22 protein-coding genes and 1 riboswitch are annotated in these 22,149 nt (G+C 57.0%); of the genes, 11 read left to right on the forward strand and 11 right to left on the reverse strand.

Annotated elements, in window-relative coordinates:
- Positions 1–152: 152 nt before the first annotated feature.
- Complete coding sequence (locus tag G538_RS17195) at positions 153–1,040, reverse strand: C40 family peptidase (protein WP_051196503.1); 888 nt, start codon at positions 1,038–1,040, stop codon at positions 153–155.
- A riboswitch (cyclic di-AMP (ydaO/yuaA leader) is annotated at positions 1,041–1,204 on the reverse strand.
- Positions 1,205–1,446: 242 nt separating this feature from the next.
- The gene (locus tag G538_RS0103035; protein ID WP_029068147.1) at positions 1,447–2,238 is read right to left on the reverse strand and encodes an exodeoxyribonuclease III; all 792 of its coding nucleotides are present in this window, start codon (positions 2,236–2,238) and stop codon (positions 1,447–1,449) included.
- Between the two features lie 75 nt (positions 2,239–2,313).
- Here G538_RS0103035 and G538_RS0103040 point away from each other — a divergent pair, with 75 nt between their 5' ends.
- The 5 genes from G538_RS0103040 to G538_RS0103060 all read left to right on the forward strand — a co-directional run bounded on the left by G538_RS0103040 (position 2,314) and on the right by G538_RS0103060 (position 8,002).
- Positions 2,314–2,928, forward strand: a complete 615-nt coding sequence (locus G538_RS0103040; RefSeq protein WP_029068148.1) for a hypothetical protein — start codon at positions 2,314–2,316, stop codon at positions 2,926–2,928.
- A 22-nt stretch (positions 2,929–2,950) separates the two neighbouring features.
- A complete protein-coding gene (locus G538_RS14825) occupies positions 2,951–3,787 on the forward strand; it encodes an SDR family NAD(P)-dependent oxidoreductase (protein ID WP_051196504.1) in 837 nt (278 codons plus the stop codon).
- Positions 3,780–4,355 (forward strand): orotate phosphoribosyltransferase, encoded by a 576-nt coding sequence (pyrE, locus tag G538_RS0103050; protein WP_029068149.1) that lies wholly within the window; start codon positions 3,780–3,782, stop codon positions 4,353–4,355. The genes G538_RS14825 and pyrE overlap by 8 nt, the downstream gene beginning before the upstream one ends.
- A gap of 269 nt (positions 4,356–4,624) precedes the next feature.
- Entirely contained in the window at positions 4,625–7,279 is a 2,655-nt protein-coding gene (locus G538_RS0103055; RefSeq protein ID WP_029068150.1) for an HtaA domain-containing protein, read from the forward strand.
- Between the two features lie 78 nt (positions 7,280–7,357).
- On the forward strand, positions 7,358–8,002 hold the full coding sequence (locus tag G538_RS0103060; RefSeq protein WP_029068151.1) for an HtaA domain-containing protein: 645 nt from the start codon (positions 7,358–7,360) through the stop codon (positions 8,000–8,002).
- 60 nt (positions 8,003–8,062) lie between these two features.
- On the opposite strand, the gene G538_RS0103065 is transcribed toward G538_RS0103060, so the two are convergent.
- On the reverse strand, positions 8,063–8,803 hold the full coding sequence (locus G538_RS0103065) for a DUF8175 domain-containg protein (protein WP_029068152.1): 741 nt from the start codon (positions 8,801–8,803) through the stop codon (positions 8,063–8,065).
- A gap of 150 nt (positions 8,804–8,953) precedes the next feature.
- Positions 8,954–9,727 carry an HAD-IIA family hydrolase gene (locus G538_RS0103070; RefSeq protein WP_029068153.1) on the reverse strand — a complete coding sequence of 258 codons (774 nt, stop codon included), beginning with the start codon at positions 9,725–9,727 and terminating at the stop codon, positions 8,954–8,956.
- Positions 9,728–9,954: 227 nt separating this feature from the next.
- On the opposite strand from G538_RS0103070, the gene G538_RS0103075 reads away from it, so the two are divergent.
- Complete coding sequence (locus G538_RS0103075; protein WP_029068154.1) at positions 9,955–10,614, forward strand: TrmH family RNA methyltransferase; 660 nt, start codon at positions 9,955–9,957, stop codon at positions 10,612–10,614.
- 118 nt (positions 10,615–10,732) lie between these two features.
- Here the strand turns inward: G538_RS0103075 and G538_RS17900 are convergent, their stop codons facing one another.
- Complete coding sequence (locus G538_RS17900; RefSeq protein WP_157544279.1) at positions 10,733–10,957, reverse strand: hypothetical protein; 225 nt, start codon at positions 10,955–10,957, stop codon at positions 10,733–10,735.
- An 82-nt stretch (positions 10,958–11,039) separates the two neighbouring features.
- Between G538_RS17900 and G538_RS17905 the strand changes: the two genes are divergently transcribed.
- Both G538_RS17905 and fbaA read left to right on the forward strand, forming a co-directional pair.
- Positions 11,040–11,555: a hypothetical protein gene (locus G538_RS17905; RefSeq protein ID WP_157544280.1), complete on the forward strand. Its 516-nt coding sequence runs from the start codon at positions 11,040–11,042 to the stop codon at positions 11,553–11,555.
- 147 nt (positions 11,556–11,702) lie between these two features.
- The gene (gene fbaA, locus G538_RS0103085) at positions 11,703–12,728 is read left to right on the forward strand and encodes a class II fructose-bisphosphate aldolase (protein ID WP_281170247.1); all 1,026 of its coding nucleotides are present in this window, start codon (positions 11,703–11,705) and stop codon (positions 12,726–12,728) included.
- A gap of 140 nt (positions 12,729–12,868) precedes the next feature.
- Here the strand turns inward: fbaA and G538_RS14830 are convergent, their stop codons facing one another.
- Positions 12,869–13,243 (reverse strand): STAS domain-containing protein, encoded by a 375-nt coding sequence (locus G538_RS14830; protein ID WP_245566779.1) that lies wholly within the window; start codon positions 13,241–13,243, stop codon positions 12,869–12,871.
- A gap of 146 nt (positions 13,244–13,389) precedes the next feature.
- Between G538_RS14830 and G538_RS14835 the strand changes: the two genes are divergently transcribed.
- On the forward strand, positions 13,390–15,585 hold the full coding sequence (locus G538_RS14835) for an ATP-binding SpoIIE family protein phosphatase (RefSeq protein WP_084618011.1): 2,196 nt from the start codon (positions 13,390–13,392) through the stop codon (positions 15,583–15,585).
- Positions 15,586–15,619: 34 nt separating this feature from the next.
- Here G538_RS14835 and G538_RS0103105 read toward each other — a convergent pair whose 3' ends face one another.
- Positions 15,620–16,030, reverse strand: coding sequence for a RidA family protein (locus tag G538_RS0103105; protein ID WP_029068157.1), 411 nt, complete (start codon positions 16,028–16,030; stop codon positions 15,620–15,622).
- An 84-nt stretch (positions 16,031–16,114) separates the two neighbouring features.
- Between G538_RS0103105 and G538_RS0103110 the strand changes: the two genes are divergently transcribed.
- A complete protein-coding gene (locus G538_RS0103110; RefSeq protein WP_051196507.1) occupies positions 16,115–16,486 on the forward strand; it encodes a winged helix-turn-helix transcriptional regulator in 372 nt (123 codons plus the stop codon).
- Positions 16,487–16,531: 45 nt separating this feature from the next.
- Here the strand turns inward: G538_RS0103110 and G538_RS0103115 are convergent, their stop codons facing one another.
- On the reverse strand, positions 16,532–16,867 hold the full coding sequence (locus G538_RS0103115) for an STAS domain-containing protein (RefSeq protein WP_029068159.1): 336 nt from the start codon (positions 16,865–16,867) through the stop codon (positions 16,532–16,534).
- 256 nt (positions 16,868–17,123) lie between these two features.
- Between G538_RS0103115 and G538_RS0103120 the strand changes: the two genes are divergently transcribed.
- Entirely contained in the window at positions 17,124–18,410 is a 1,287-nt protein-coding gene (locus G538_RS0103120; RefSeq protein WP_029068160.1) for an adenylosuccinate synthase, read from the forward strand.
- A 126-nt stretch (positions 18,411–18,536) separates the two neighbouring features.
- Here the strand turns inward: G538_RS0103120 and G538_RS0103125 are convergent, their stop codons facing one another.
- The 3 genes from G538_RS0103125 to G538_RS0103135 are packed head-to-tail and all read right to left on the reverse strand — an operon-like array spanning position 18,537 to position 22,149.
- A complete protein-coding gene (locus tag G538_RS0103125; RefSeq protein ID WP_029068161.1) occupies positions 18,537–19,367 on the reverse strand; it encodes an ATP-binding cassette domain-containing protein in 831 nt (276 codons plus the stop codon).
- Positions 19,364–21,211 (reverse strand): dipeptide/oligopeptide/nickel ABC transporter permease/ATP-binding protein, encoded by a 1,848-nt coding sequence (locus G538_RS14840; RefSeq protein ID WP_051196508.1) that lies wholly within the window; start codon positions 21,209–21,211, stop codon positions 19,364–19,366. The genes G538_RS0103125 and G538_RS14840 overlap by 4 nt, the downstream gene beginning before the upstream one ends.
- Positions 21,208–22,149: an ABC transporter permease gene (locus G538_RS0103135; protein WP_029068162.1), complete on the reverse strand. Its 942-nt coding sequence runs from the start codon at positions 22,147–22,149 to the stop codon at positions 21,208–21,210. Before G538_RS0103135 ends, G538_RS14840 begins: the two co-directional genes overlap by 4 nt.

Genomic DNA, 22,149 nt, shown 5'->3' on the forward strand with positions numbered 1-22,149 from the left:
TAACTCCTGATGTTTTTGATGACATCAGGTACTACAGAGTAAACACCATAATCCTGTGAATCCGCTGTGTCTCAAGCCGGTTTTCGCCGTTATGGAGAGATCTCTCCATGAAGGATGGTTTTCGCAGGGTTGGCATGCCGTTACTCCGAGATTTACAAGCGGATGAAGACCGCGTTCTTTTGCCACATCTTGCGTACGGCGATCTTTTTGCCGGGGCGAGGTGCGTCAATGATCTTGCCGTTGCCTGCGTAGATGGCAACGTGTCCAGGTGACCACACGAGGTCACCAGGCTGGGCCTTTGATCGGGACACCCGTTTGCCAGCTGACTTTTGTGCGCTTGATGTGCGTGGGAGCTTTTTCACGCCCGCTTTTTTGTAGACGTACTGGGTGAAGCCTGAGCAGTCGAAGCCGCCACGTGGGCTGGTGCCACCGGAACGGTACTTGACGCCGACCTGCTTCTTGGCGATTGCCAAGACCTTTTCGGACTCAGATTTGCGGACCAGGACGCGGAATGAACGCTGTGCGCTGGTTGCTGTTTTTGCCTGAGCCTTGGAAGGGCGAAACACAACCTTGACGGTGTGTTTTTTGGAGGACAACTTTGAGGAGAGGCGGTAAGTTGCCTTACCGTTTTTCAGCGTCTTGGTGGCAACTTTTTTCTTGCCAACGTAGAAGACTGCTTTGCCTTTGGCGGCAGTGCCTTGAGCCTTTACTGATGCGGTGACTTTGCCAGCGGTCGTCCCACGTGTCCACTTCTTTTTGGTGATTTTCACCGACACGGAGGGCTTGGTTTTAGCGATCTTTGCGGTGGCAAGTGTTGCGGCGGCAGGCGCTGTTGCACCGATGTGCGCTGTGGTGAGAGCGGGAGAAGCAACGGTGGTGGTTGCCTGTGGTGTTGCTGAGGCAACTGAAGGTACTGCGAGACCCGCCATGATGACGGAGGCAGCGAGTGTGGCTGCGGCGAATCGTGGTCGACGTCCTGACCGGGTGCTGCGTGTGGTTGTGTGGGCGCGTTCGAGCGCCACGCGAGCTGTGCGTGTCATATTTTTTACCTCGGACGCCTATGAAGTGAGCTGTCGGATTCGGAGCGAGGTATGCCCCGGCCGCTTTATGCGGCTTCACCCCAAGGTCAGTTTCCTGACCATAAGTGGTTCCCCCACCGCTGCCGTAAGTCCAGGGAACCAGATGCCGGCAGCGCTAGGCGTTCATCTGGCATCTCGACGCGGTCAATCGTGCTTTGCTGTGTCGAGACAATAAAACATTAAACAGAGGTTGCCCGAATGTCACGAGAGGGTAACGCCACATTCTGGGTGATGGAACGTATCAGTTAGCGTTTATGCAGATCAAGGCGTAGCTTTTAAGGTTTCCACTTGGGCGGTTTTCACCCGCAGGGGAATCTTCACCCACTTTTTTGCTTAAGGGAATGACCTGGAAGGCTGTTAAGAACTCCTAGTCACGGATGTCGAGAATGACGGGTACGTGGTCGGAAGCGCCTTTGCCTTTACGTTCATTGCGGTCAATGGTTACGCCCGCAACCCGATCAGTGAGTGCAGGGGAACACCAGGCGTAGTCAATGCGCATTCCCTGGTTCTTTGGGAAACGCAGTTGCTGGTAATCCCAGTAGGTGTAGGTGTTCTCGGCGGGAAGGAAAGTGCGAGACACCTCGGTGAACCCAGCCTCAGAGAAAGAGGCGAACGCTTTCCTTTCCGGCGGTGTGACGTGGGTTTTTCCAGCAAAGAATTCGATGTCCCACACGTCAGTGTCCAACGGGACAACATTCCAGTCGCCGACAAGAGCGATGGGCTGATCCGGGTTCGCGGCAGACCAACCGATGGCGTTGTCCTTCAAGGTGGAAAGCCAAGCGAGTTTGTATGTGTAGTGCGGGTGATCAATTTCTCGACCATTCGGCACGTAAAGCGACCACACGCGCACCCCGCCACACGTTGCTGCGATAGCTCGCGCTTCGGTGACTGGCTCGTCACCAAACTGAGGCTGCCCAGGGAAGCCACGTTCAACATCGGCGAGGCCCACGCGAGAGATGATCGCCACGCCGTTCCACTGGCTTAACCCAAAGTGCGCTACCTCGTAGCCGGCTTCTTCAAAGGCGGAAAAGGGGAACTGTCCGTCCTTGCATTTGGTTTCCTGGAGTGCGAGAACGTCAATGTTCTCCCGTTCCAAAAAGGCTAGAGCGCGGTCGAGGCGGGCACGGATCGAGTTGATGTTCCAAAAGGCCAATCGCATAACAACCACCCTAACCTGAACGCCTATACTCACGGAGATACATCCATCATTCGAAGACAGCAAGGCACCACATCTATGCGCAGTTTCACGGTGATTTACGTGCCTGGGTTGTTTGACCGGACACGCGCGTTACTTGCACTACAACGTGCCGCGCTGCGGCTTTGGCGCCCGTGGGGTGCTCGGGTGGATTTTTTTGTGGTGGGGTGGGCTGACGACGCTGAATATGAGGACCGGTTGGATAGCCTCATTGCCCGAGTCGATGCGCACCGCTCGCAGGGCCGTGAAGTAGTGCTTGTGGGTGCTTCGGCAGGGGCGAGCGCTGTGCTGGGGGCGTTTGCTCACCGCCGCGAGGACGTTGTTGGGGTTGCTGTGATCTGCGGAAAGATCCACCGCCCGCACATTATTCCTGGGCCTGTATTGGACATCAATGAGGTGTTTGAAGAAGCGTTAGAAGCTATTGATGACCACGTGGAGTCGTTGACAGCGGGGGACCTCGCTCGGGTGTTGTCTCTGCGAGCGGTAGGTGATGCCATTGTTCCGCCAGAGGACACCATTATTCCCGGGGCAGTGAATCGCCGAATGACGATTGTGGGACATATTTCGGGTATTGCGTGGGCACTCTTGGTGCATGGTGAGCGAATCATGCGGTTCTTTCGTGGTTTGCCCACACGACCCTCACCCGCAAGGTAGGCTCTGCGACTAGGCTGGTGGTATGGCAACCGCACTCATCACAGGAGCAACCGCGGGCATCGGGCTGGAGTTCGCCTGGCAGCTCGCCGCAAGCAGACACAATCTTGTCCTCGTGGCACGCAATGGGCAGCGTCTGGGGGAAGTCGCTCAGCAACTTCGTTCGGTTGCTGGCGTGCATGTCGAGGTAGTGGAAGCTGATCTTGGTGTCGCACAGCACGTCGCTCGAGTTGCGGCGCTTCTTGAGGACGCTGACCACCCGATTAACCTGCTGATTAACAACGCTGGTTATGCGGTGAGTGATCGATTCCTTGATTCTGATATTGAGGAGCAAGCAACGGCTTTGACGGTCATGGTTGACTCGGTGATGCGCTTGTCCTTTGCGGCAGCACGGTCGATGCGTCAACGTGGGCGCGGCATGATCATCAATGTCTCCTCAGTTGCTGCTTTGACGGCATCGGGTACGTATTCTGCGCATAAAGCGTGGGTGCGTTCCTTTACCGAGGGGCTTGCTGTGGAGTTGCGTGGTTCTGGTGCCTCTGCAATGGCGCTGTGCCCGGGGTTTGTGCACACAGAGTTCCACGAGCGCGCTGGTATTGATTATTCGGGGTTCCCGGAGGCTGTGTGGTTGTCGGCGGAGGAGGTTGTGCGTCAAGCATTGGCCGATGCGCGCCGTGGCGCAGTCATTTCGACCCCGTCTTTGCGGTACAAGGCAGCGGCAGGTTTGCTGCAAACCTTGCCGCGCTTCGCAGTGCGAGCTTTGCAGGCCAACGGGGCGGCAGCCAGTACGGCTGCTGGTCGACGCTCTCCGCAGCGCCCAGCGCAGGACGCAGAATCTCCCGTACCCTTGAAGGGTGACTGAGACTTTTTCCCCAACTCCCCGTGAGCAACTCCGAGACCTCATTAAAGATCTTGCGGTTGTCCACGGTGCGGTGACGTTGTCCTCCGGTAAGCAGGCAGACTATTACGTAGATTTGCGGCGAGTGACGTTGCACCACCGTGCAGCGCCGTTGATCGGCCACGTGTTGCTTGATGCGTTAGAAGAAGCCGGGTATGGGCCTGGTGAGATTGATGCTGTTGGTGGGTTGACGCTGGGTGCGGACCCTATTGCCACGGCACTTCTTCACGCATCGGCGTCACGTGGTCTTGATGTGGATGCTTTTGTTGTGCGTAAGGCAGCGAAGGCTCATGGCATGCAGCGCCAGATTGAAGGGCCTGATATTGCGGGCCGCCGGGTCGTTGTTGTCGAAGACACAACAACCACGGGTGGTTCGCCGATTGCCGCGATTGAGGCGTGCCGCGCGGCGGGTGCTGAGGTTGTTGCCGTGGCGACGATTGTTGATCGAGCAACTGGTGCGCAAGAAAAGATCGAAGAGTTGGGTGTGGAGTACCTGTCCTTGTTTGGATTGGCTGACCTTGATCTTTCTTAAGTAACTTTTGCGTTGTGTGACCTGAGGGTCTGCCCGTGATGGGCAGACCCTTTTGTTGTCCATAAGACATTTACGCAACGCCTTTGTGGCGATATTAATCACAACACTTTGTCAGATAAACTTTAGATCGTTGATTTATCAACGAAAGCTGGCATATCACTGAGCGGCAAGACTGGACTCACTCTTGCTTAGGTAAGCCTCTCCTCATATCTTCAATTGGGCTGTGAGCACCACACACAGCCCCACGAACGTCGATAACTGGAGAACTTGTGCTCAGACGCATCACCACCCCCACCCGCAGGGCGCTCTCTGCGCTTACTGCAGGGGTCCTCATCGCCGGCACGGCGCTCGTCGGTGCCATTAGCCCCGCCTACGCGGCAGGTAGCCCTGCTATCTCCGTATCAAAAACATCCGACCTGGCCGTTGGTGACACCATCACCGTGACCGGAACAGGCTTCACCGAAACAACCTCCACCAACGGCACACGCCCACCACTCGCTGGAAAATTCGGCGGAACCTACGTGGTCATCGGTGACTACGCAGACGTGTGGCGCCCATCCGCAGGCGCATCGTCAGCCGCACGCACGTCACTGTCGCAAAAGTGGGTTGTCAACGAGGAAGACACCGCAACAATCGGTGGAGCAAACGCTGGCGCAGTTGCCATTGGGCCAGACGGAACCTTCAGCATCCAATTCACCATCCCAGAAGGCGCGGAAACGGCCACTCGGAACCTTGGTGTCTACACATTCGCCGGGAGTGGCGCTGTTGTTCCCGACTTCGAAACAGCAACCGCTCTGAGCCTTGCGACACCCGAACCGGAACCCGAGCCGGAACCGGAACCCGAGCCGGAACCGGAACCGGAACCCGAACCCGCTCCGGTCGCTGACCCACAACTCACAGTGTCACCTGCCACAGGCATCGACCCCTCAGTGGACAACACCTTCACAATCTCAGGCACCGGCTACCTAGGCGCCGGAGCAGCAAGCGGAGTGTATGTAGCTCTCGGCACCAAAGACGTGTGGACACCAGGGAGCAGCGCTTTGCCCAGCCGTGGGTGGATTTCCAGCACCTGGGTGCGCACCGACCAAATGGACAACGGCTCATTTACCACCACGCTTGCTGTCCCAGCCGGAAAACTCCAAGAATCCACTGACTACCAAGTCATTTCCAGTTCCGCAGCAGCACTATCGCAAACAGACCGTACGCTGGACGCATCGACAACCGTCAGCGTTTCAGTGCCCTCAGACGACAATACCGAAGAACCCGACGATGGTGGCGCCACTCCAGGGGACGGGACAACCGACCCAGGCGACTCCGAGGAACCCGCCCCCACCACACCCACAACAGATGGTTCACTCGTGTGGGGAGTGAAGCAAAGCTTCCGCACATACCTTGGCGGTTCCATGGCTGGCGGTAAAACAACTCTGTCCAACGGGGCAAGCAACGCCAATGGTGGTAACGCCTACGCATTCCCACAAAAATCCTCCGCCTTCAAGGACGGCACAGGGACTGCAGCGTTCAGTGGAAGCGTGAACTTCACCGCCCACAGTGGTGCTCTGGATATCACCTTCTCCAACCCAAAGGTCACCGTCACCTCAGCGACAAAGGGCACCTTGGCGCTGACCTACCGCTCCCTCCAAATGGACGGCACCACTGAAGCCAAAACAGTTGACTTCGCAGACCTTGCCTTGGGGAAAGCAACTACTGCAGTTGACGGTTCAGTCACCTACACATCCACATCCGTCACACTCACCCCAGCGGGAGTGAAAGCTTTCGGTGAGTTCTACACCGCTGGTGAAAAACTCGACAACATCACCTTCACCGTTGGGGCAGACGTCACCACCCCACCCAATAGCGGTACTGACGGGGGTACAGATGGCTCTGACGGCTCAGCAGGCGATGGCAGCACCGACGGTCAAGTAGTTGCCCCAAAAACCCCAGGTACCTACACCAACGCCACCGTGAGTTCACCAGAACTCACCCCCGGTGACGAATTCACCATCAGCGGCCCCGGGTTTGGGTCTGGCACCACGGGCATCGAACTGTTTGTGTACTCTGAACCCCACCTGTTGGCCAGTGACATCACAGCAAACGCCCAAGGTGTTGCAACCGCAACGGCGAGCCTCCCGCAAGACCTCCCTGCCGGGAACCACACCCTGTCACTGGAAGGCCCAAACGGGGTAAAAGTGCAGGTAGGGATCACCGTGTCGGAGGGTGCAGCGCCTATCACTGAAGAAGCAGCACAATGCGTGGCGCAGGCCGTGTCCGGGGCAAAGCTGACATGGGGCGTGAAAGATTCCTTCGTCACCTATGTCAACCGTCTCGCTGACGGAAACATCAACACCGCTGGGGTGTCGTCTACGGGCGGGAACTTCACATGGAGCGGTGGCACCGGCAAATACAACACCGATGCCCGCCAAGGAACAGTGTCCTACACCGGTTCAGTTCAATTCACCGGGCACGGAGACATTATGGACACCCAGTTCTCCAACCTGCGCGTCCGCTTCACCAGCCCCACCACAGCGGCACTATTCGCTGACGTCACAGCAAACGACACTGACGGTGTGAGCTCATCACGCAACGGGGTCAACCTCGCCACCATCGCCCTGTCAGGCGCAAGCACCATCAGCGGGAACACACTCACTGTCACCAACGCACCCGTGACCCTCACCACCAGCGGCGCCAGCGCATTTGGTGGGTTCTACGAGGCTGGCCAAACAATGGACGCCCTGTCTATGACCGTGCCCCTTGGCGCTGACGCGAACTGTGATGAAGCATCGGGAACACTCGCAGGCGCAGCCGGGGGATCACTTGCCGCAACTGGCGCCGACGACGCTGTGATGTGGGCATTGCCAACAGCCCTTGGGTTGCTACTCATCGGCGCAATCGCTGTCTTCAGCCGCCGTAAAAGCGCAACCCTGTAGGCAGCGCGCTAGGTAACTAAACACAAAGGCTCCGAGTACCGCACGGTGCTCGGAGCCAGCCTCATCAGGAAGTGAACAATGACAACAACACGCCAACCATACTCAACACTGAGCGTGAGGGCCGTTATGAGCCTTGCGCTCGCGGCTTTGCTCGTCATGCTTGCGTTTGTGGCCCAACCGTCATCGGCGCATGCGGCGTCCGCGCCAAAGGGCACCTATGTGGCCTCTGGTGGGACGTACACGTGGGGAGTGAAAAGCTCGTTCCGTAACTATGTCACTGGCCCAATTGCCAAGGGAAAGTACACCGCGAGTGGCAAGGCCAAGAAACTGTCCAATGGCACGCTGCGTTTCACGGGGGCATCGGGGTCAGTGAAGAACGGGAAGGGAACTGTTCGCTACTCGGGGTCTGCACGATTCACTGGTCACAGCGGCAAGTTGGACCTCACCGTGAAATCCCCAAAACTTGTTGTCAACGGCTCCACAGGCACGATGTACGCCACGGTAAGCACCAAAAAGACAGATGGTACGTGGTTGTATAAAAACAAGCAGATCAAGATCGCTACGGTCACAGGTCTGAACTACACCACCAAGGGAAAAACGGTAACGATCAAGTCCTCGGCGAAGGGTGTGAAGTTGACCGCTGCTGGGGCCAAAGCGTTGGGTGGTTTTTACACAAAGGGCCAGGTCATGGACAGGCTCACGGTGACGGTGAAAAAGAAGTAATCTCACTCAGCGTCACATGAAGTGCCCCCAGGATGCGCGTCCTGGGGGCACTTCTGTATTTTATGGGGCCCAGTCGATGAGCCCGTCGGTGTTGGAGATTTCGGTGATATCTAAGGCATTGCTGGTGTTGTTGACCAGCCACTTCCAGTCGTTGTTTTCCCACACCAGGGTGAAGGTGGCTGAATGTGTGGGGGAGATGTCGTCATAGGTTGCTTGCGCAGCAACAGTGACTGTTGCCCGTTCGGGCGTGTAGTCCTTCATTGCAAAACCAAGAATTTCCAGGGTTGGCAGATCGGTTACCTGGTCATTTGCCTCTGCAGAAATCGCATCAAGGATCCCCTGTCGCCCAAAGATCTCTTGGGAGAGCACGTAGTTGAACCACCGGTCCTCGTCGCTGTCAGTGTGGAGTTCGGTCAGCATGTTCGCTGCTGCGAAGAGCGCGCCTTCAGGCGACTGCTGGAAGCAGTACCGGAATCCGTCGGGGGCGATGCTCGTGGGCCCGTATATGGGTGAGGACGGGTAGGTGATGTTGTCGTACGCGACCCATGTGGTGTCAGGCGCTTGGGTGAGTTCTGTGTCGGTGGACGACTCAGAGGGAGGGCAGGTTGCTGTTGTGCCGTCCGCTTGGCTAGTGGTCGGCTCGGATGCCGTTGGGGGTGTTTCTTCGGCGGAAGGCGCATTGTCACGGCCTTGAAGGAATGCATACACGATGCCCGCGACGGTGAGCACAGCGATAGCAACGATGGCAACGAGCAGGAGGCGGTTTTTTGACCTGTCTCGGGGAGGTTGTCCTGTTGTCATGAACTGAGAATGCCATAACGCCCTCGCAAATGCGACATTTATTGCACCAGTAAGAAGAGGGCGTCTTAGCACATGAGTGGGGTGAGAACCATGTCAGGTTCTCACCCCACTCATGTGCAGCCCTCGCCAGACGCGGAGTGGACCGTTTGGTTAGATGAGTTCGATCAGGTCAGCGATCGAGTTGCGCACCTCGGAGGGGCGGAAGGGGTACCCGTCTACTTCGTGTGGTGCGGTGGAGCCGGTGAGTACGAGGTAGGTTTGCAGACCAGCTTCGATGCCTGCCACAACGTCGGTGTCCATGCGGTCGCCGATCATGGCTGTGGTTTCGGAGTGCGCGTCGATGCGGTTGAGCGCTGACCGGAACATCATGGGGTTGGGCTTACCCACAAAGTAGGGTTCGCGTTTGGTGGCTTTGGTGATCATCGCAGCGACGGCACCGGTTGCAGGCAGGGGGCCTTCTTGGGAGGGGCCTGTTGGGTCAGGGTTGGTGCAGATGAAACGGGCACCGTCGAGGATGAGGCGCACAGCTTTGGTGATGGCTTCAAATGAGTAGGAGCGGGTTTCGCCGAGCACCACGTAGTCGGGGCTTGAGTCGGTGAGGGTGTACCCGGCTTCGTAGAGAGCGGTGGTGAGCCCTGCTTCACCGATGGTGTACGCGGAACCGCCGGGGATTTGGTCTGCGCAGAACTTCGCGGTCGCGAGCGCTGAAGTCCAGATGTTCTTTTCATCTACCTCAATTCCTGCGAAGGAGAGGCGCGCCCGCAGGTCGCGTGGTGTGAAGATTGAGTTGTTGGTGAGAATGAGGAAGGGGCGTTCCTTCTCGCGCAATGTGGTGATGAACTCTGCAGCTCCAGGTATTGCGTGCCCTTCGTGGACGAGTACGCCGTCCATGTCTGTTAGCCAAGATTCAATCGTTCGTGTCACGGGAAACTCCTTCGGTACAGGGGGAGCGGTGTTTCACGCTCCCTGGGTCAGACGCATCGACGTCATGTATCCATGATCACAGGAAACCTGCTGATCATCACGATATCGCGGAAGATTTCTCATTGTTGGTGGCTTCCTTGGCACAGTTTGCTGGTTCTTGGTGGGGGACAATATTGACCATGTCTGTTCCGCTTTCACCGTCTACCGGTGACACTGATGGTGACCTGATGCCAACAACCCAGCACGATGCTGACTTGATGCATGAGGGGGAGGTGGGGGTCGGTCCGTGGCCTGGCGGGCCACAGAGTTGGCCCCGCGTTGAGGGTGGGGCCGTTGATCCTCGGTTTGATCCGCAGCTGCTTGAGCATGGGGATCGGCGCAATGTGGTGGATGAGTACCGGTATTGGACGATGGAAGCCATTGTTGCCGACCTTGATTCTCGGCGTCACCCGTTGCATATTGCCATTGAGAATTGGCACCATGACCTCAATATTGGGTCGGTCGTGCGCACCGCGAACGCGTTTGCGGTGGCGCAGGTTCACATTGTGGGGCGCCGGAGGTGGAACCGGCGTGGTGCGATGGTGACGGACCGTTACCAGCATGTGCGGCATCACGAGGATGCGCAGGCTTTTGCCCAGTGGGCGCATTCTGAGGGCGTTCGGGTAATCGGGATTGACAATATTGATGGTTCTGTTCCGATCGAGGGTTTTGAGTTTCCTCGCGATTGTGTGCTCGTTTTTGGGCAGGAAAAGACGGGTCTGACGCCTGAAATGCAGCAGGCGGTGACGGACATCGTGCACATTACGCAGTACGGGTCAACGAGGTCCATTAATGCTGGCGCCGCCGCCGCCATTGCGATGCACTCGTGGATTGTGCAGCACGTTTAAGCCATGTGGCTTTGTGGGGTGGATCTGTGATCACACTGTTATGTGAGATCAGTGCGAGTATTTCCGCAATAAGGGATGATTATTCCACGTCATACGTGCGTTTCCGATGAACGCCAAATTAGGGGGATGGAATGAATATTCGACGGATCGTTGTTGCCGCGGTGGCTTCCGTGCTGATGGTTGCCGGAGGTGTGGCCGCACCAGCGTCCGCCGCTCCGAGTTCCGTGCAACTACCAAAGGCTTGCGCGAGTACGTACGACGCAACAAAGGTATCTGCCAGTGAAGTGGGAGCAATCGTCAAAGCGAACGTCCACCCTCGCAGCGGTAGCGAATATGTCTTCACGGTCGATTGTGAAACAGGCGGGCGGTACTTTACGCACCTCGTTGTAACAAACGCTAAGGGCAGCATTATTCACAGCCAGCGCATGACGCAATCGTACGATTTGTATAGTGAAGTTGTTGGCGCCAGCGCTCGCCAAGGAGTTACTTTCTACTCGACCCAAGCGCACCGTGACTTTACGTACTACGAGCGTAAGTTCACGGCTAAATGGAGCAAGTCAGCTAAGAAATTCACGTTGAAGAAAGCAGCAGTGCCAGGGTACGTCAAGCCAGTAGATACCTTCGCGAAACAGGTGCGAACAGGTAAAACTTTCACGTCCACTAAGTTGACCAAAGCAGCTCAAAAAAAGGTCCGTGCTTTCAATAAGAAAGCAGATCGTAGCGGCCAAAGGTGGACGAACTGTGTGACAGTTACAGCCAACCGTGGGGTGTGCACCATCGGTTATCTGAGCGACGACAACCTCGACATGATGACGTTCAACATCTCCAAAGTGGGTAAGAACTTCAAGGTAGCCAACATCGATACCCAATATCTCTCACTGGACGACCCATCACTATGGTCCTCTAAAGACTTGCAAGGCATGATGTCATTGGCCGACTGACGGGGAAAACACTCCTGAAAGCACGGTAACTGCGGGCACTATCCTCACGGGGTGGTGCCCGCAGTCCGAACGTCCTACGCTGGGAAGCGACTGTTTGTGACAAAATAGTGGCGAACATCGTTTCAATCCCCTCTCTTTCAGGAGTTTTTGATGCCCATCGCAACCCCAGAGGTATACGCAGAGATGATCGACCGCGCCAAGGAAGGCAAATTTGCCTACCCAGCGGTCAACATCACCTCCTCTTCCACCATCACCGCTGCACTTCAGGGTTTCGCTGAGGCAGAGTCTGACGGCATCATCCAGGTTTCCGTTGGTGGCGCAGAGTTTGCTTCTGGCTCAACCATCAAGGACCGCGTTTCCGGTTCCCTCGCACTTGCCGCATACGCTGCTGAGGTTGCGAAGAGCTACTCCGTGAACATCGCGATCCACACTGACCACTGCACCAAGCAGAACCTTGACTCTTGGGTCCGCCCACTTCTTGCTCTTGAAGCAGAGCAGGTCAAGGCTGGCAAGAACCCAACATTCCAGTCCCACATGTTCGATGGCTCGAACATTCCTCTCGAGGAAAACCTCATCATCGCCGCTGAACTGCTTGAGCTTTCTCAGGCTGCACGCACCCTCCTCGAAATTGAGGTTGGTGTTGTCGGTGGTGAAGAAGACGGTCACGAAGCAGAGATCAACGAGAAGCTTTACACCACCGCTGAAGACGGTTTCAAGACCATCGAAGCTCTCGGTGCAGGTGAAAAGGGCCGTTACCTGACCGCCCTGACCTTCGGTAACGTGCACGGTGTGTACAAGCCAGGTGCTGTGAAGTTGCGCCCATCACTTCTTGCTGACATTCAGCGTGAGGTTGGCGCAAAGCTTGGCAAGGAAAACCCATTCGACCTCGTGTTCCACGGTGGTTCAGGGTCAACTGCTGAGGAAATTGCTGAGGCTGTCGACAACGGTGTTATCAAGATGAACATCGATACCGACACCCAGTACGCCTACTCGCGCCCAGTAGCAGACCACTTCTTCAAGAACTACGACGGTGTGCTGAAGGTTGACGGCGAGGTCGGAAACAAGAAGGCTTACGACCCACGCGCATGGTACAAGTCAGCTGAAGCTGGTATGGCTGCCCGCATCATCGAGGCGTCACAGCAGCTGCGTTCTGCTGGCAACGCCATGAAGTGATCAGCATCTGCTGATTGCACGGCATAACTTAAGGCCGGTGGCCTGTCCCTATCGGGATGGGCCACCGGCCTTTTTACTATCACAAGGTTGTTCTTAAGGTCGTGGATTGGTGGCTGGATAGTGATGCCACCTCATTGTTGTTACTCGGAGGCTACTGTGGCCACCGCGACGGGAATGTATTCATCGAGTCGGCCAGATTCCAAGCGGATCACATCGATCAGTTGAGTAACTTCAAGTATGAAAAGCATGGTTGGTGGGGCATTAAAGAGTGTGACCCGCCCCGGGTGGTCGTGAGCTAGTTGTCCCAATACCGCGATGCCAGAAGAGTCAATGAACTCCACTTGCTGCGCATCGACGAAAATATCGTTGGTGTGGGTGTGTAAAAGTTCTGCGGCTCGCGCAAAACAAGGTTGGATCTCTATGTCGATCTCGCCCCGCAGCATGATGATGGCATGGTCGCCATCCACGGTGTAGGACACCTCGTCACAACTTCTTAATGAGTTGTGCTTGTGCATCTGTGTCACGTATTCCCCCTAAGTCAACGTGAGCGGATATCTCACCACTGGTGGTGTGTGCCCATCGTACGTTGAACACTGCTCCTGACGGGAGGGGTTTGGCGTGAGGAAATGCTACGTCGGCGCAGTTCAGGCAGAATACCTATATGACCGGGCCCCGCAAATCTACTCGTGAACCTCAGGCAGACATGAGTTGGGCTTCGCACGTCATGGAGCATTCACCTGTACCATTCGTCCTGCTCACTGGGGATTTTCACCCCCCGGTCATTGAGTACGGCAACCAGGCGTTTCACCGCATGGTCGGGGTATTAGAAGATCTGACTGGTCAAACATTCAATGACGTGAAAATCACCCTGCGTCGACAAGACAAAACCTCAGGAAACATAGAGACTTGGGACCCCAACCCCCAGGGGACGCCTCCACTGCAGGACCAGCCTGAGCGCCAAACACACGGAAATTGGCGCCATGGTGAGGAAATCGACGCCTGCAGTGTCTTGACCGGGGAGACGTGGACGTGCGATCTTGTGCGCCACGATGGCACGTGGGGGATCCTCCAAGCGGTGGTGGCAACGCACTACCCTGCTGGGCGTACAAAGCCAGTGTGGATCGTGCAATTTCTCCCCCTCACCGGGTTTGATGAGGCTTTTGGGTTTGCTGCACCGCCCGCGCAACGGGCACTTGATGCGCTGTCGCAAATATCTGAACTTTTGGCCATTGAAGATCAGCCATCCCCGCTTGCGTCCATTGCTTCCATCATCGAAGAGACATGTCCAGTTGATTGGGCTGGGTTCTTTTTAGAGAACCGGGGGTTGGAGTATTCCGAAAGCATTCGTGCACCGCGCAGGGGTCGTCACCGCACCGAGTACCCTGGGCTCGATGCAGAAATGACCGGCGGGCAAGACCCTGTTTTGCAGATGCTTGTTGGCCAACATAGTGCGCCGATCATCGTGGATCTCGCAGCAACTAATGACCCCGGAACCAGGACCCGAGAGCTGTGTGAGCACCTTGAAGAGATCTGGAATGTTCACGGGTTCACTCCCAAAGGCCCAGTTCTCATGCAAGCAATAGCAGGTCGTTCAGGTGTTTTAGGATTAATTGTTTTAGCTTGCCCTGAATATAACGAGTTGGGCGAACCGTTTGATGTTCAGGACCTTGGTCCAGAGAACCTCAAAGTCATTAGTGCCATTGCCCGCCGGATCGGCACAACCCTCGACAATGCTCGCCTCTATGAGCGGGAACACGAACTCGCTGAAGCCTTGCAGCAGTCCATGGTCCCCACCCAGGTAGATGTTGCAGGCCTTGACGTGTGGACTTACTACGCGCCCTCCAATGAACATGCCAGGGTTGGCGGTGACTGGTATGACATTCTCTACGTTGATGACCACACCGTCGGCGTGGTGGTGGGGGACGTTGTTGGTCACGACCTCGAAGCCGCCGCTGCCATGGGGCAACTCCGCTCCATTACCCGCTCCTACGCGTTCGACCGGGTCAGCGCCTCCAAAGTGCTCGAACGGGTTGACCGTCTGGTGGATGGTCTCGACATTTCCCGCCAAGCATCAATGGTGTACGGACGGTTGCGTGAAGGGAAGGATAACGGTAGTTGGACCTTGGAGTACGCTCGAGCCGGTCACCTGCCACCTATTGTTGTCAGGGATGGTAAAGCACTGCTCCTTAACGATGCAGGTGGTGGGCTGATCGGTTTTGTGCCGCGGGCACGTGAATCAGCAACGGTCCGCTTGCGCCCGGGGGATGTTGTGTTGTTCTACACCGACGGTCTCATTGAACGCCGCGACCGTTCTATGCAGGCAGGACTCCAAGAACTTCAAGACTTCGCAGAAACAGTGCCCCGCAGTGCCGCATCACAGTGGGGTGAACTCCTCCTTCATGCGCTTGCCGACGCACCAGAGGATGACGTGGCTCTTGTCGTGGTGCGCATTCCTGTCCGTGACGAACTTGCTGTCCAGGGTATTGATACCACCCGCTCCTACCGGGCGACTTTCCCCGGTGAGGCATCGTCGGTTTCGCGGGCCCGCCACCTCATGGTGCGTTTGTGCCAAGAGTGGGACAAACCCCAGGCCACCTACGCTGAACTTGTGATGTCCGAGCTTGCAGCCAACGCTGTGCTGCACGGATACGGACAATTTGCGTTGCGCGTGTTTGACCTGGGGGATGACATTCGTATTGAGGTTGAGGATCAAAACCCGGAAGGCCCCATCCAACTTGATGGGCATAGCGATCGGTATGGCGGGTATGGCGTGAAAATCATTGACCGCCTCGCCACGTGGGGGTGGAGCCCCAAGGGGGCCGGCAAGGTTGTGTGGGCTCACGTTCCTGTGGGGTAGTGGCACCGCATGTGTTGACGCTGCCCTCGTGAATCTAGTTCACAACGGCGGTCGCCTCAATTTCGACAAGAACTCCCGGTTCGAAGAGTATTTGCACGCCGATGAGTGATGCTGGAGGAAGGAGGTCGGGGATTTTAAGTTCGTTTCGTACCGCCTCGATGCCTTCTAGAAACTCTGACATCTTCGACTGCTCCCACGCAGTGACGTAGAAGGTTAGTCGAGTAGTGTCAGCGAATGTTGCCCCTGCGCCTGCTAAAGCGATGGCAACGTTGCGCAGTGCTTCGGCGACCTGTGTCGCGAGGTCGCCTGGTTCGGGCGTGCGGTTACCGATGCTTCCCCCAGTTTGCCCGGCCACGGAAATCGTTTTTGTCCCTGTGGCTACTGAGACATGGTGATACGGAACGGGGGTAGCTAGTCCGGTGGGGGAGAGCAGGTGCACAGCCATAAGGCCCTTCTTTCTCTGGAATCAATAAGGTATATATTTGATACCACGTATTAAAAAGTAACTTCAACGAAACGAGGTATCTGCGTGGAAACCCCGACCACGCCAACCGCCCTAGGCATCACGGACCAGCACCGTGACCTTCTCAGCCAACTACTGGACACCTGGTCAGTGCCGGTACTTGAACTACTCTGCGAACGCCCGATGCGCTTCAACGAATTGCGACGTGCCATACCTGCCGTCACCCAAAAGTCGCTCACCACGACATTGAGACGCCTAGAACGCAACGGCATCGTCGAGCGGATCGTCATATCAACCCGTCCTGTTGCGATCCAATATCAGATAACTTCGCTTGGTAAAACCCTTCGGGAACCTATTGACGCACTACTGGACTGGACAGCACAGCATTCCAGTGATGTAAACCAAGCGCGCGTCCGCTTTGACGACGCGCAAGACTGACCGGTACCTCGTGCAGGGCTTGCAGTGCCTATCGCATCAGCGGTGTTACGCCGGTGACTTGGTGTGACGGCAGATGTGCTCGTTATCAAACCGGAAGAGGTGGGTAGCCCCGCAAACATCAAGGACAAAACGGTTCGCTTCAGAGCAGCCGCGCAGCACCGTCAGCCAACCCCGCCGCTGGCCTGTCTCCGCCAAAGAAATCAGAAAAGCCGCACCTGTGGAATCCATAAAACGAACATCGCACAGGTCAATAGTCAGCAAAGACCTACGCAACGACGTTAAGCGTGCCGCAACCTCAAGGAACTGGTCACGGGCAGATAAATCGAGGTCGCCAGAGATCGCAACGGTTGTGGCCATGGGGGTGGTGGCGATCTCAAACATGGCTAGATCATAGGCCCGTCCTTCACCCGCCGCATCCGCAAACTACCCACCTGGAAACCACACGCATGGGGTGCACAATCCATCGACACGCATCGTCGCTGGACGGAACCGGTGACATGTCTCGGTGAGAAGCACTGGAACTCAGGCAAAAGATCGGTAAACTCTTATGGGAGATCGGGTGGCTGCCGCTCATCTTCCCGCCATGTCGCTGAAATGCGGCTTACGCTCACACCCGGCAGCTGAAAGTGGGGATTCCATGCCAGCCGTAGTAGTCGTCGGAGCCCAATGGGGGGACGAGGGCAAAGGCAAGGCCACCGATCAACTCGGATCGCAGGTTGATTACGTTGTGAAGTTCAACGGCGGAAACAACGCCGGGCACACCGTGGTGATTGACGGTGAGAAATACGCCTTGCACCTGCTGCCTTCCGGCATTCTGTCACCAGGGGTCACGCCAGTCATCGGTAACGGTGTTGTCATTGACATCGAAGTTCTCTACCAAGAACTAGACGCCCTCGAATCACGAGGCGTCGACACCTCGAAACTGCTTGTTTCCGGGTCTGCGCACATCATCCCGTCCTACAACCGCACCATGGACAAAGTCACCGAACGCTTCTTAGGTAAGCGGCGCATCGGGACCACCGGCCGCGGAATCGGACCGTCCTACTCAGACAAAATCAACCGAGTAGGTATCCGAGTGTGGGACCTCTTCGACGAGAAGATCCTGCGCGCAAAAATCGAAGGCGCCCTGCAACAAAAAAACCAGCTCTTCGTCAAGGTGTATAACCGCCGCGAGGTCCTCATCGAGGACATCGTCACTGAACTCCTCACACTGGCTGAACGTCTGCGCCCCATGGTGTGCGACACCTCCCTCGAACTCAACAACGCACTCGACGCCGGGAAAACCGTGCTGTTTGAAGGCGGACAAGCCACGATGCTCGACATCGACCACGGCACCTACCCGTTCGTCACCTCATCCAGCGCAACCTCAGGTGGAGTGTGCACCGGATCAGGCGTAGGCCCAACCCGCATCGACCGAGTGATTGGTGTCATCAAGGCCTACACAACCCGTGTAGGTGAAGGCCCATTCCCCACCGAACTGTTCGATGACATGGGCATCTACCTACAAACCAAGGGTGGAGAGTTCGGAGTCACCACAGGCCGCGCCCGCCGCTGTGGCTGGTACGACGCCGTCATCGCCCGGTACGCATCACGCGTCAATGGCCTCACCGACCTCGTGCTGACCAAACTCGATGTCCTCACCGGCATCGAAAAAATCCCCGTCTGCGTGGCCTACGACGTTGACGGAGTCCGCCACGACGAAATGCCCACCGACCAGTCGGCATTCCACCACGCTAAACCCATCTTGGAATACTTTGACGGGTGGACCGAAGACATCTACGGCGTGCAAACCTTTGAGGAACTGCCACTCAACGCACAAAAGTATGTGCTCGCGCTCGAAGAAATGTCCGGCTGCCGGATCTCCTCCATCGGAACCGGCCCAGGGCGTGAACACACTATCGTGCGTCACGAACTCGTCGACTAACACAGCACCACAACCGGTCACCAGTTGATCACTCACCACACAACTGGGCCACCGGCAGCACACACGCAGGGCGGTTCCCTCCGCATCACCACGGAGGGAACCGCCCTGCGGCGTATAGAGCCTCTCCTACAAGTCAGCCGCCATCGCTAACCGGCGTTCTCGGCGCTCACGCTGAGCCACAGGCTCAGCAATAGGGGCCGCCATCCACAAACGCTGAGTGTAGGGGTGTGTAGGTGCCGTCGTGACTTGCGCAGTGTCACCGCGCTCCACAATTTTCCCGTGATACATCACCGCAACCCGGTGACTGACATACCGCACCACATCCAAATCGTGGGTAATAAACAGGTACGCCACCCCCGTGTCCCGCTGAATCTCAGTGAACAAATCAAGCACACGCGCCTGAGTCGACAAATCAAGAGCAGAAACCGGTTCATCACAAATCACCAGTTGCGGGCGCAACGCCAAAGCCCGAGCAATAGCAATACGCTGACGCTGCCCACCACTGAAGTCCCGTGGCAACCGCTTCACCGCGTCACTGGGTAACTTCACCTGATCCAACAACTCGGCAATACGTTTGCGCGCTGCACTCTGAGCAGTGTGCTGCGCAATAAGCGGCTCAGCAAGAATCTCCCCAATCGTCATTGACGGGTTCAACGACGTGTACGGGTCCTGAAAAACTACCTGAATATCACTACTAAGCCGCCGACGCTCCCGCGTCGACAGAACAGAAATGTTCTGCCCCTTAAAATCAATAGCTCCTCTCGTGACCGGCGCAAGCCCAAGAACCGCGCGACCCAGAGTAGTTTTCCCGGAACCTGACTCACCGACGAGCCCCACACATTCCCCAGGGCGCACATCAATGCTGACCGAGTCCAACGCACGGAAAGGTTGCGCTCGCAGGCCTTTGCCGGGGTAGTCGACCACAAGGTTACGGATGTCGAGGAGGGGAGTGTTCATGGCGTAGTCACCTCACCTTTCATGGTGTTTGGTGCGCGGTAGGGTTCACGGATGTTGTCGGGGGTGAGGATCGCGTCGAAGAGTTGCGTGGTGTAGGGGTGGGTGTGTTCGCTGAAGATTGTTGATGCTGGGCCGGTTTCGACGATTTCTCCGTTGCGCATGACTGCCACACGGTCGCAAATATCTGCGACAACCCCAAAGTTGTGGGTCACCATGATGACGCCCATGCCGTGTTCTTGTTGGATGCTGCGCAGGAGGTCAAGAATTTCAGCTTGTACGGTGACGTCGAGTGCGGTGGTTGGTTCGTCGGCGATCAGGAGTCGGGGGTTGCAACTGATCGCCCCAGCGATCAGTACGCGTTGTGCCATCCCGCCAGATACTTGGTGTGGGTAGGAGCTGTATACCCGCTCTGGATTGACGATGCCTACCCGGGTGAGGAGGTCTAGGGCGCGGGTTTTTGCATCGGCTTTGTTGAGTCCTAGGTGTAGGCGCATGGGTTCAACGAGTTGGGAGCCAATGGTGAAACTGGGGTCGAGGTTGCTCATGGGTTCTTGCGGGATGTAAGCGATCTCTTTGCCACGTAGGGCGGTGAGTTCACGTTCGCTGAGTTCTGCGAGGTTACGCCCGCCCCAGAGCACTTGTCCGTCGGTGATTGCTCCGCCTGCCGGGAGCAGGCGCATGATGGAGAACGCGGTTTGGGTTTTCCCTGATCCTGATTCGCCGATGAGTCCTAGTACTTCACCGGCGTGGACGTCGAGGTTGATTCCGTGGACGATGTGCGTTGTTGACCCGTCCGCTTGGTGGTAGCCGACGTGAAGGTTTCTCACGGAAAGTAGCGGGGTTTCACTGTTGTGTGTGCCAGTGTTTTGGGCTGCGGCGGGGGCCACAGTTGGGTTGCTGCTGTGTGTTGTTGTTTTCGCGGCGGCTCCGCGCCCCGTGCGGGTACGGCGGGTGCGGTGGCGTGAACCAGTATTTTCGAGGGCGTCGCGCACGGAGTTAGCGATCAACGTCAGTGACAAACACACGAGGGCGATCATGAGCGCTGGCCAAATAACAAGCAGGGGCTGCTGGTAGATGCGTGCGAAGCCGTCGTTGAGCATGCTGCCCCAGGTGGGGATGGTCATGTCTCCAAGGCCGAGGAATTCTAGCCCAGCTTGAATGGCGATTGCTACGGATCCAATGGAGGCCGCTTGGATGATGAAGGGGGCACGCACTACCCGCAATACGTGGCGGAAAATGATGCGAGCATCGGAAAGCCCTGCGACGCGGGCGGCATCAACATACAGTTCGTTGCGCACGTTTTGCACGGTTTGGCGCACGAGCCGGAACACTGACGCGGAGAGCAAGACCCCGAAGATTGACATAGCCCACCATGCGGAGCTCCCTAACACTGACCGCGCTGCGAGGAGCACAACCATGCCGGGCAATGCCATGAGGATTGCGGCCGCTGCGGAGGAGAGGGTGTCGAACCATTTCCCAAAATACCCGGCAACTAGTCCAGATACTCCGCCGAGGACAACAGCGATGGACAAAGCCAACAGCGCCCCGAGGAGCGAAAATTGGCCGCCGTAGAGCAGTCGAGAAAAGACGTCACGCCCCGCGCTATCGCCGCCGAGGAGTAAACCGTTTCCAGGGTCAGCGAGAATGTTTCCAAGTACTGCTTTATCAGGGGCGTTGGTGGTTAGTAGTGGGGCAAAAGCGCAGGCGAGAACAACGATACTGAGGAATATGAGCGCCGCCATGCCAATGGGGTCTTTGGCGAAACGCCGGGCTAGCGATGCGCTGTGATTATTGGCGGCGGCATCAACGGCGCCTGGTGCTGGGGTGAGTACGGGGGCGGTCATGAGAGTCGCACCTTTGGGTTGAGGATGCCTTGGGCTATGTCGATCAGGAGGTTCACGGTGATCACAATCGCGGCAATGAGGATGACAACCCCCATCACCACAGGAATGTCACCCTGGGTGGTGCTCGACACTGACAGTGACCCAAGGCCTGGGATGGCAAACATTTGTTCAATCACAACTGCCCCACCGAGTAGGCCTACAAACTGTAAGCCCAGTACGGATAGTCCTGGTCCGGCGGCGTTGCGTAGTGCGTGCCGGTAGATGATGCGTCCTGGGCCTAACCCGCGGCTACGCAGAGTGCGAATGTAGTCCTGGCGCATAACGTCCAGCATGGAGGAACGCACTTGTTGTGCGGTCCCTGCAATGCACCCGATTGTTAGCGCGGCAACAGGGAGTGTCACTGATGCTATCCACCCGCCGAGCGAGGCGCCCGGTTGGGTGTAGCCGGTGGGGGCAAACCAGGCGAGGTTGATGGCGAAGAGGGCGACTAGCCCCAGAGCGATGAGGTAGTTCGGGATTGCCGCACCGGTCAGGGAGAACACTTGGATGGTTTTGTCGATCCAACCGCCGCGGACTGCGGCCCAGACACCCAGGGCAATGGCGATGATGGCGGAAATGACGGTGGAGGTCACCACGAGTGTCAGAGTCACGCCGAGGCGTGACATCAGCAAAGAGGTGACATCGGAACCACCGAACCAGGAGCGGCCGAGGTTGCCGGTGATTGCCCCGCCAAGCCAACTGAGGTATCGGGTGTGTAGTGGTTGGTCGAGTCCAAGTTCGGCTGCGCGGAGGTCCACTGCTTCTTGGGAGGCATTGTCTCCGAGGAGGTTGCGGGCTATGTCTGAGCCGGTGAGGTAGAGCAAGAGGTAAGCCAACGCGCTGATGATGAGGAGCATTGCGAGGCCGGTGAGGAGTCGTCTGATGAGGAAGGCAGGCAT

Origin of the sequence: Jonesia quinghaiensis DSM 15701, assembly GCF_000423205.1 — a bacterium.
GTDB classification, from domain to species: Bacteria; Actinomycetota; Actinomycetes; order Actinomycetales; family Cellulomonadaceae; genus Jonesia; species Jonesia quinghaiensis.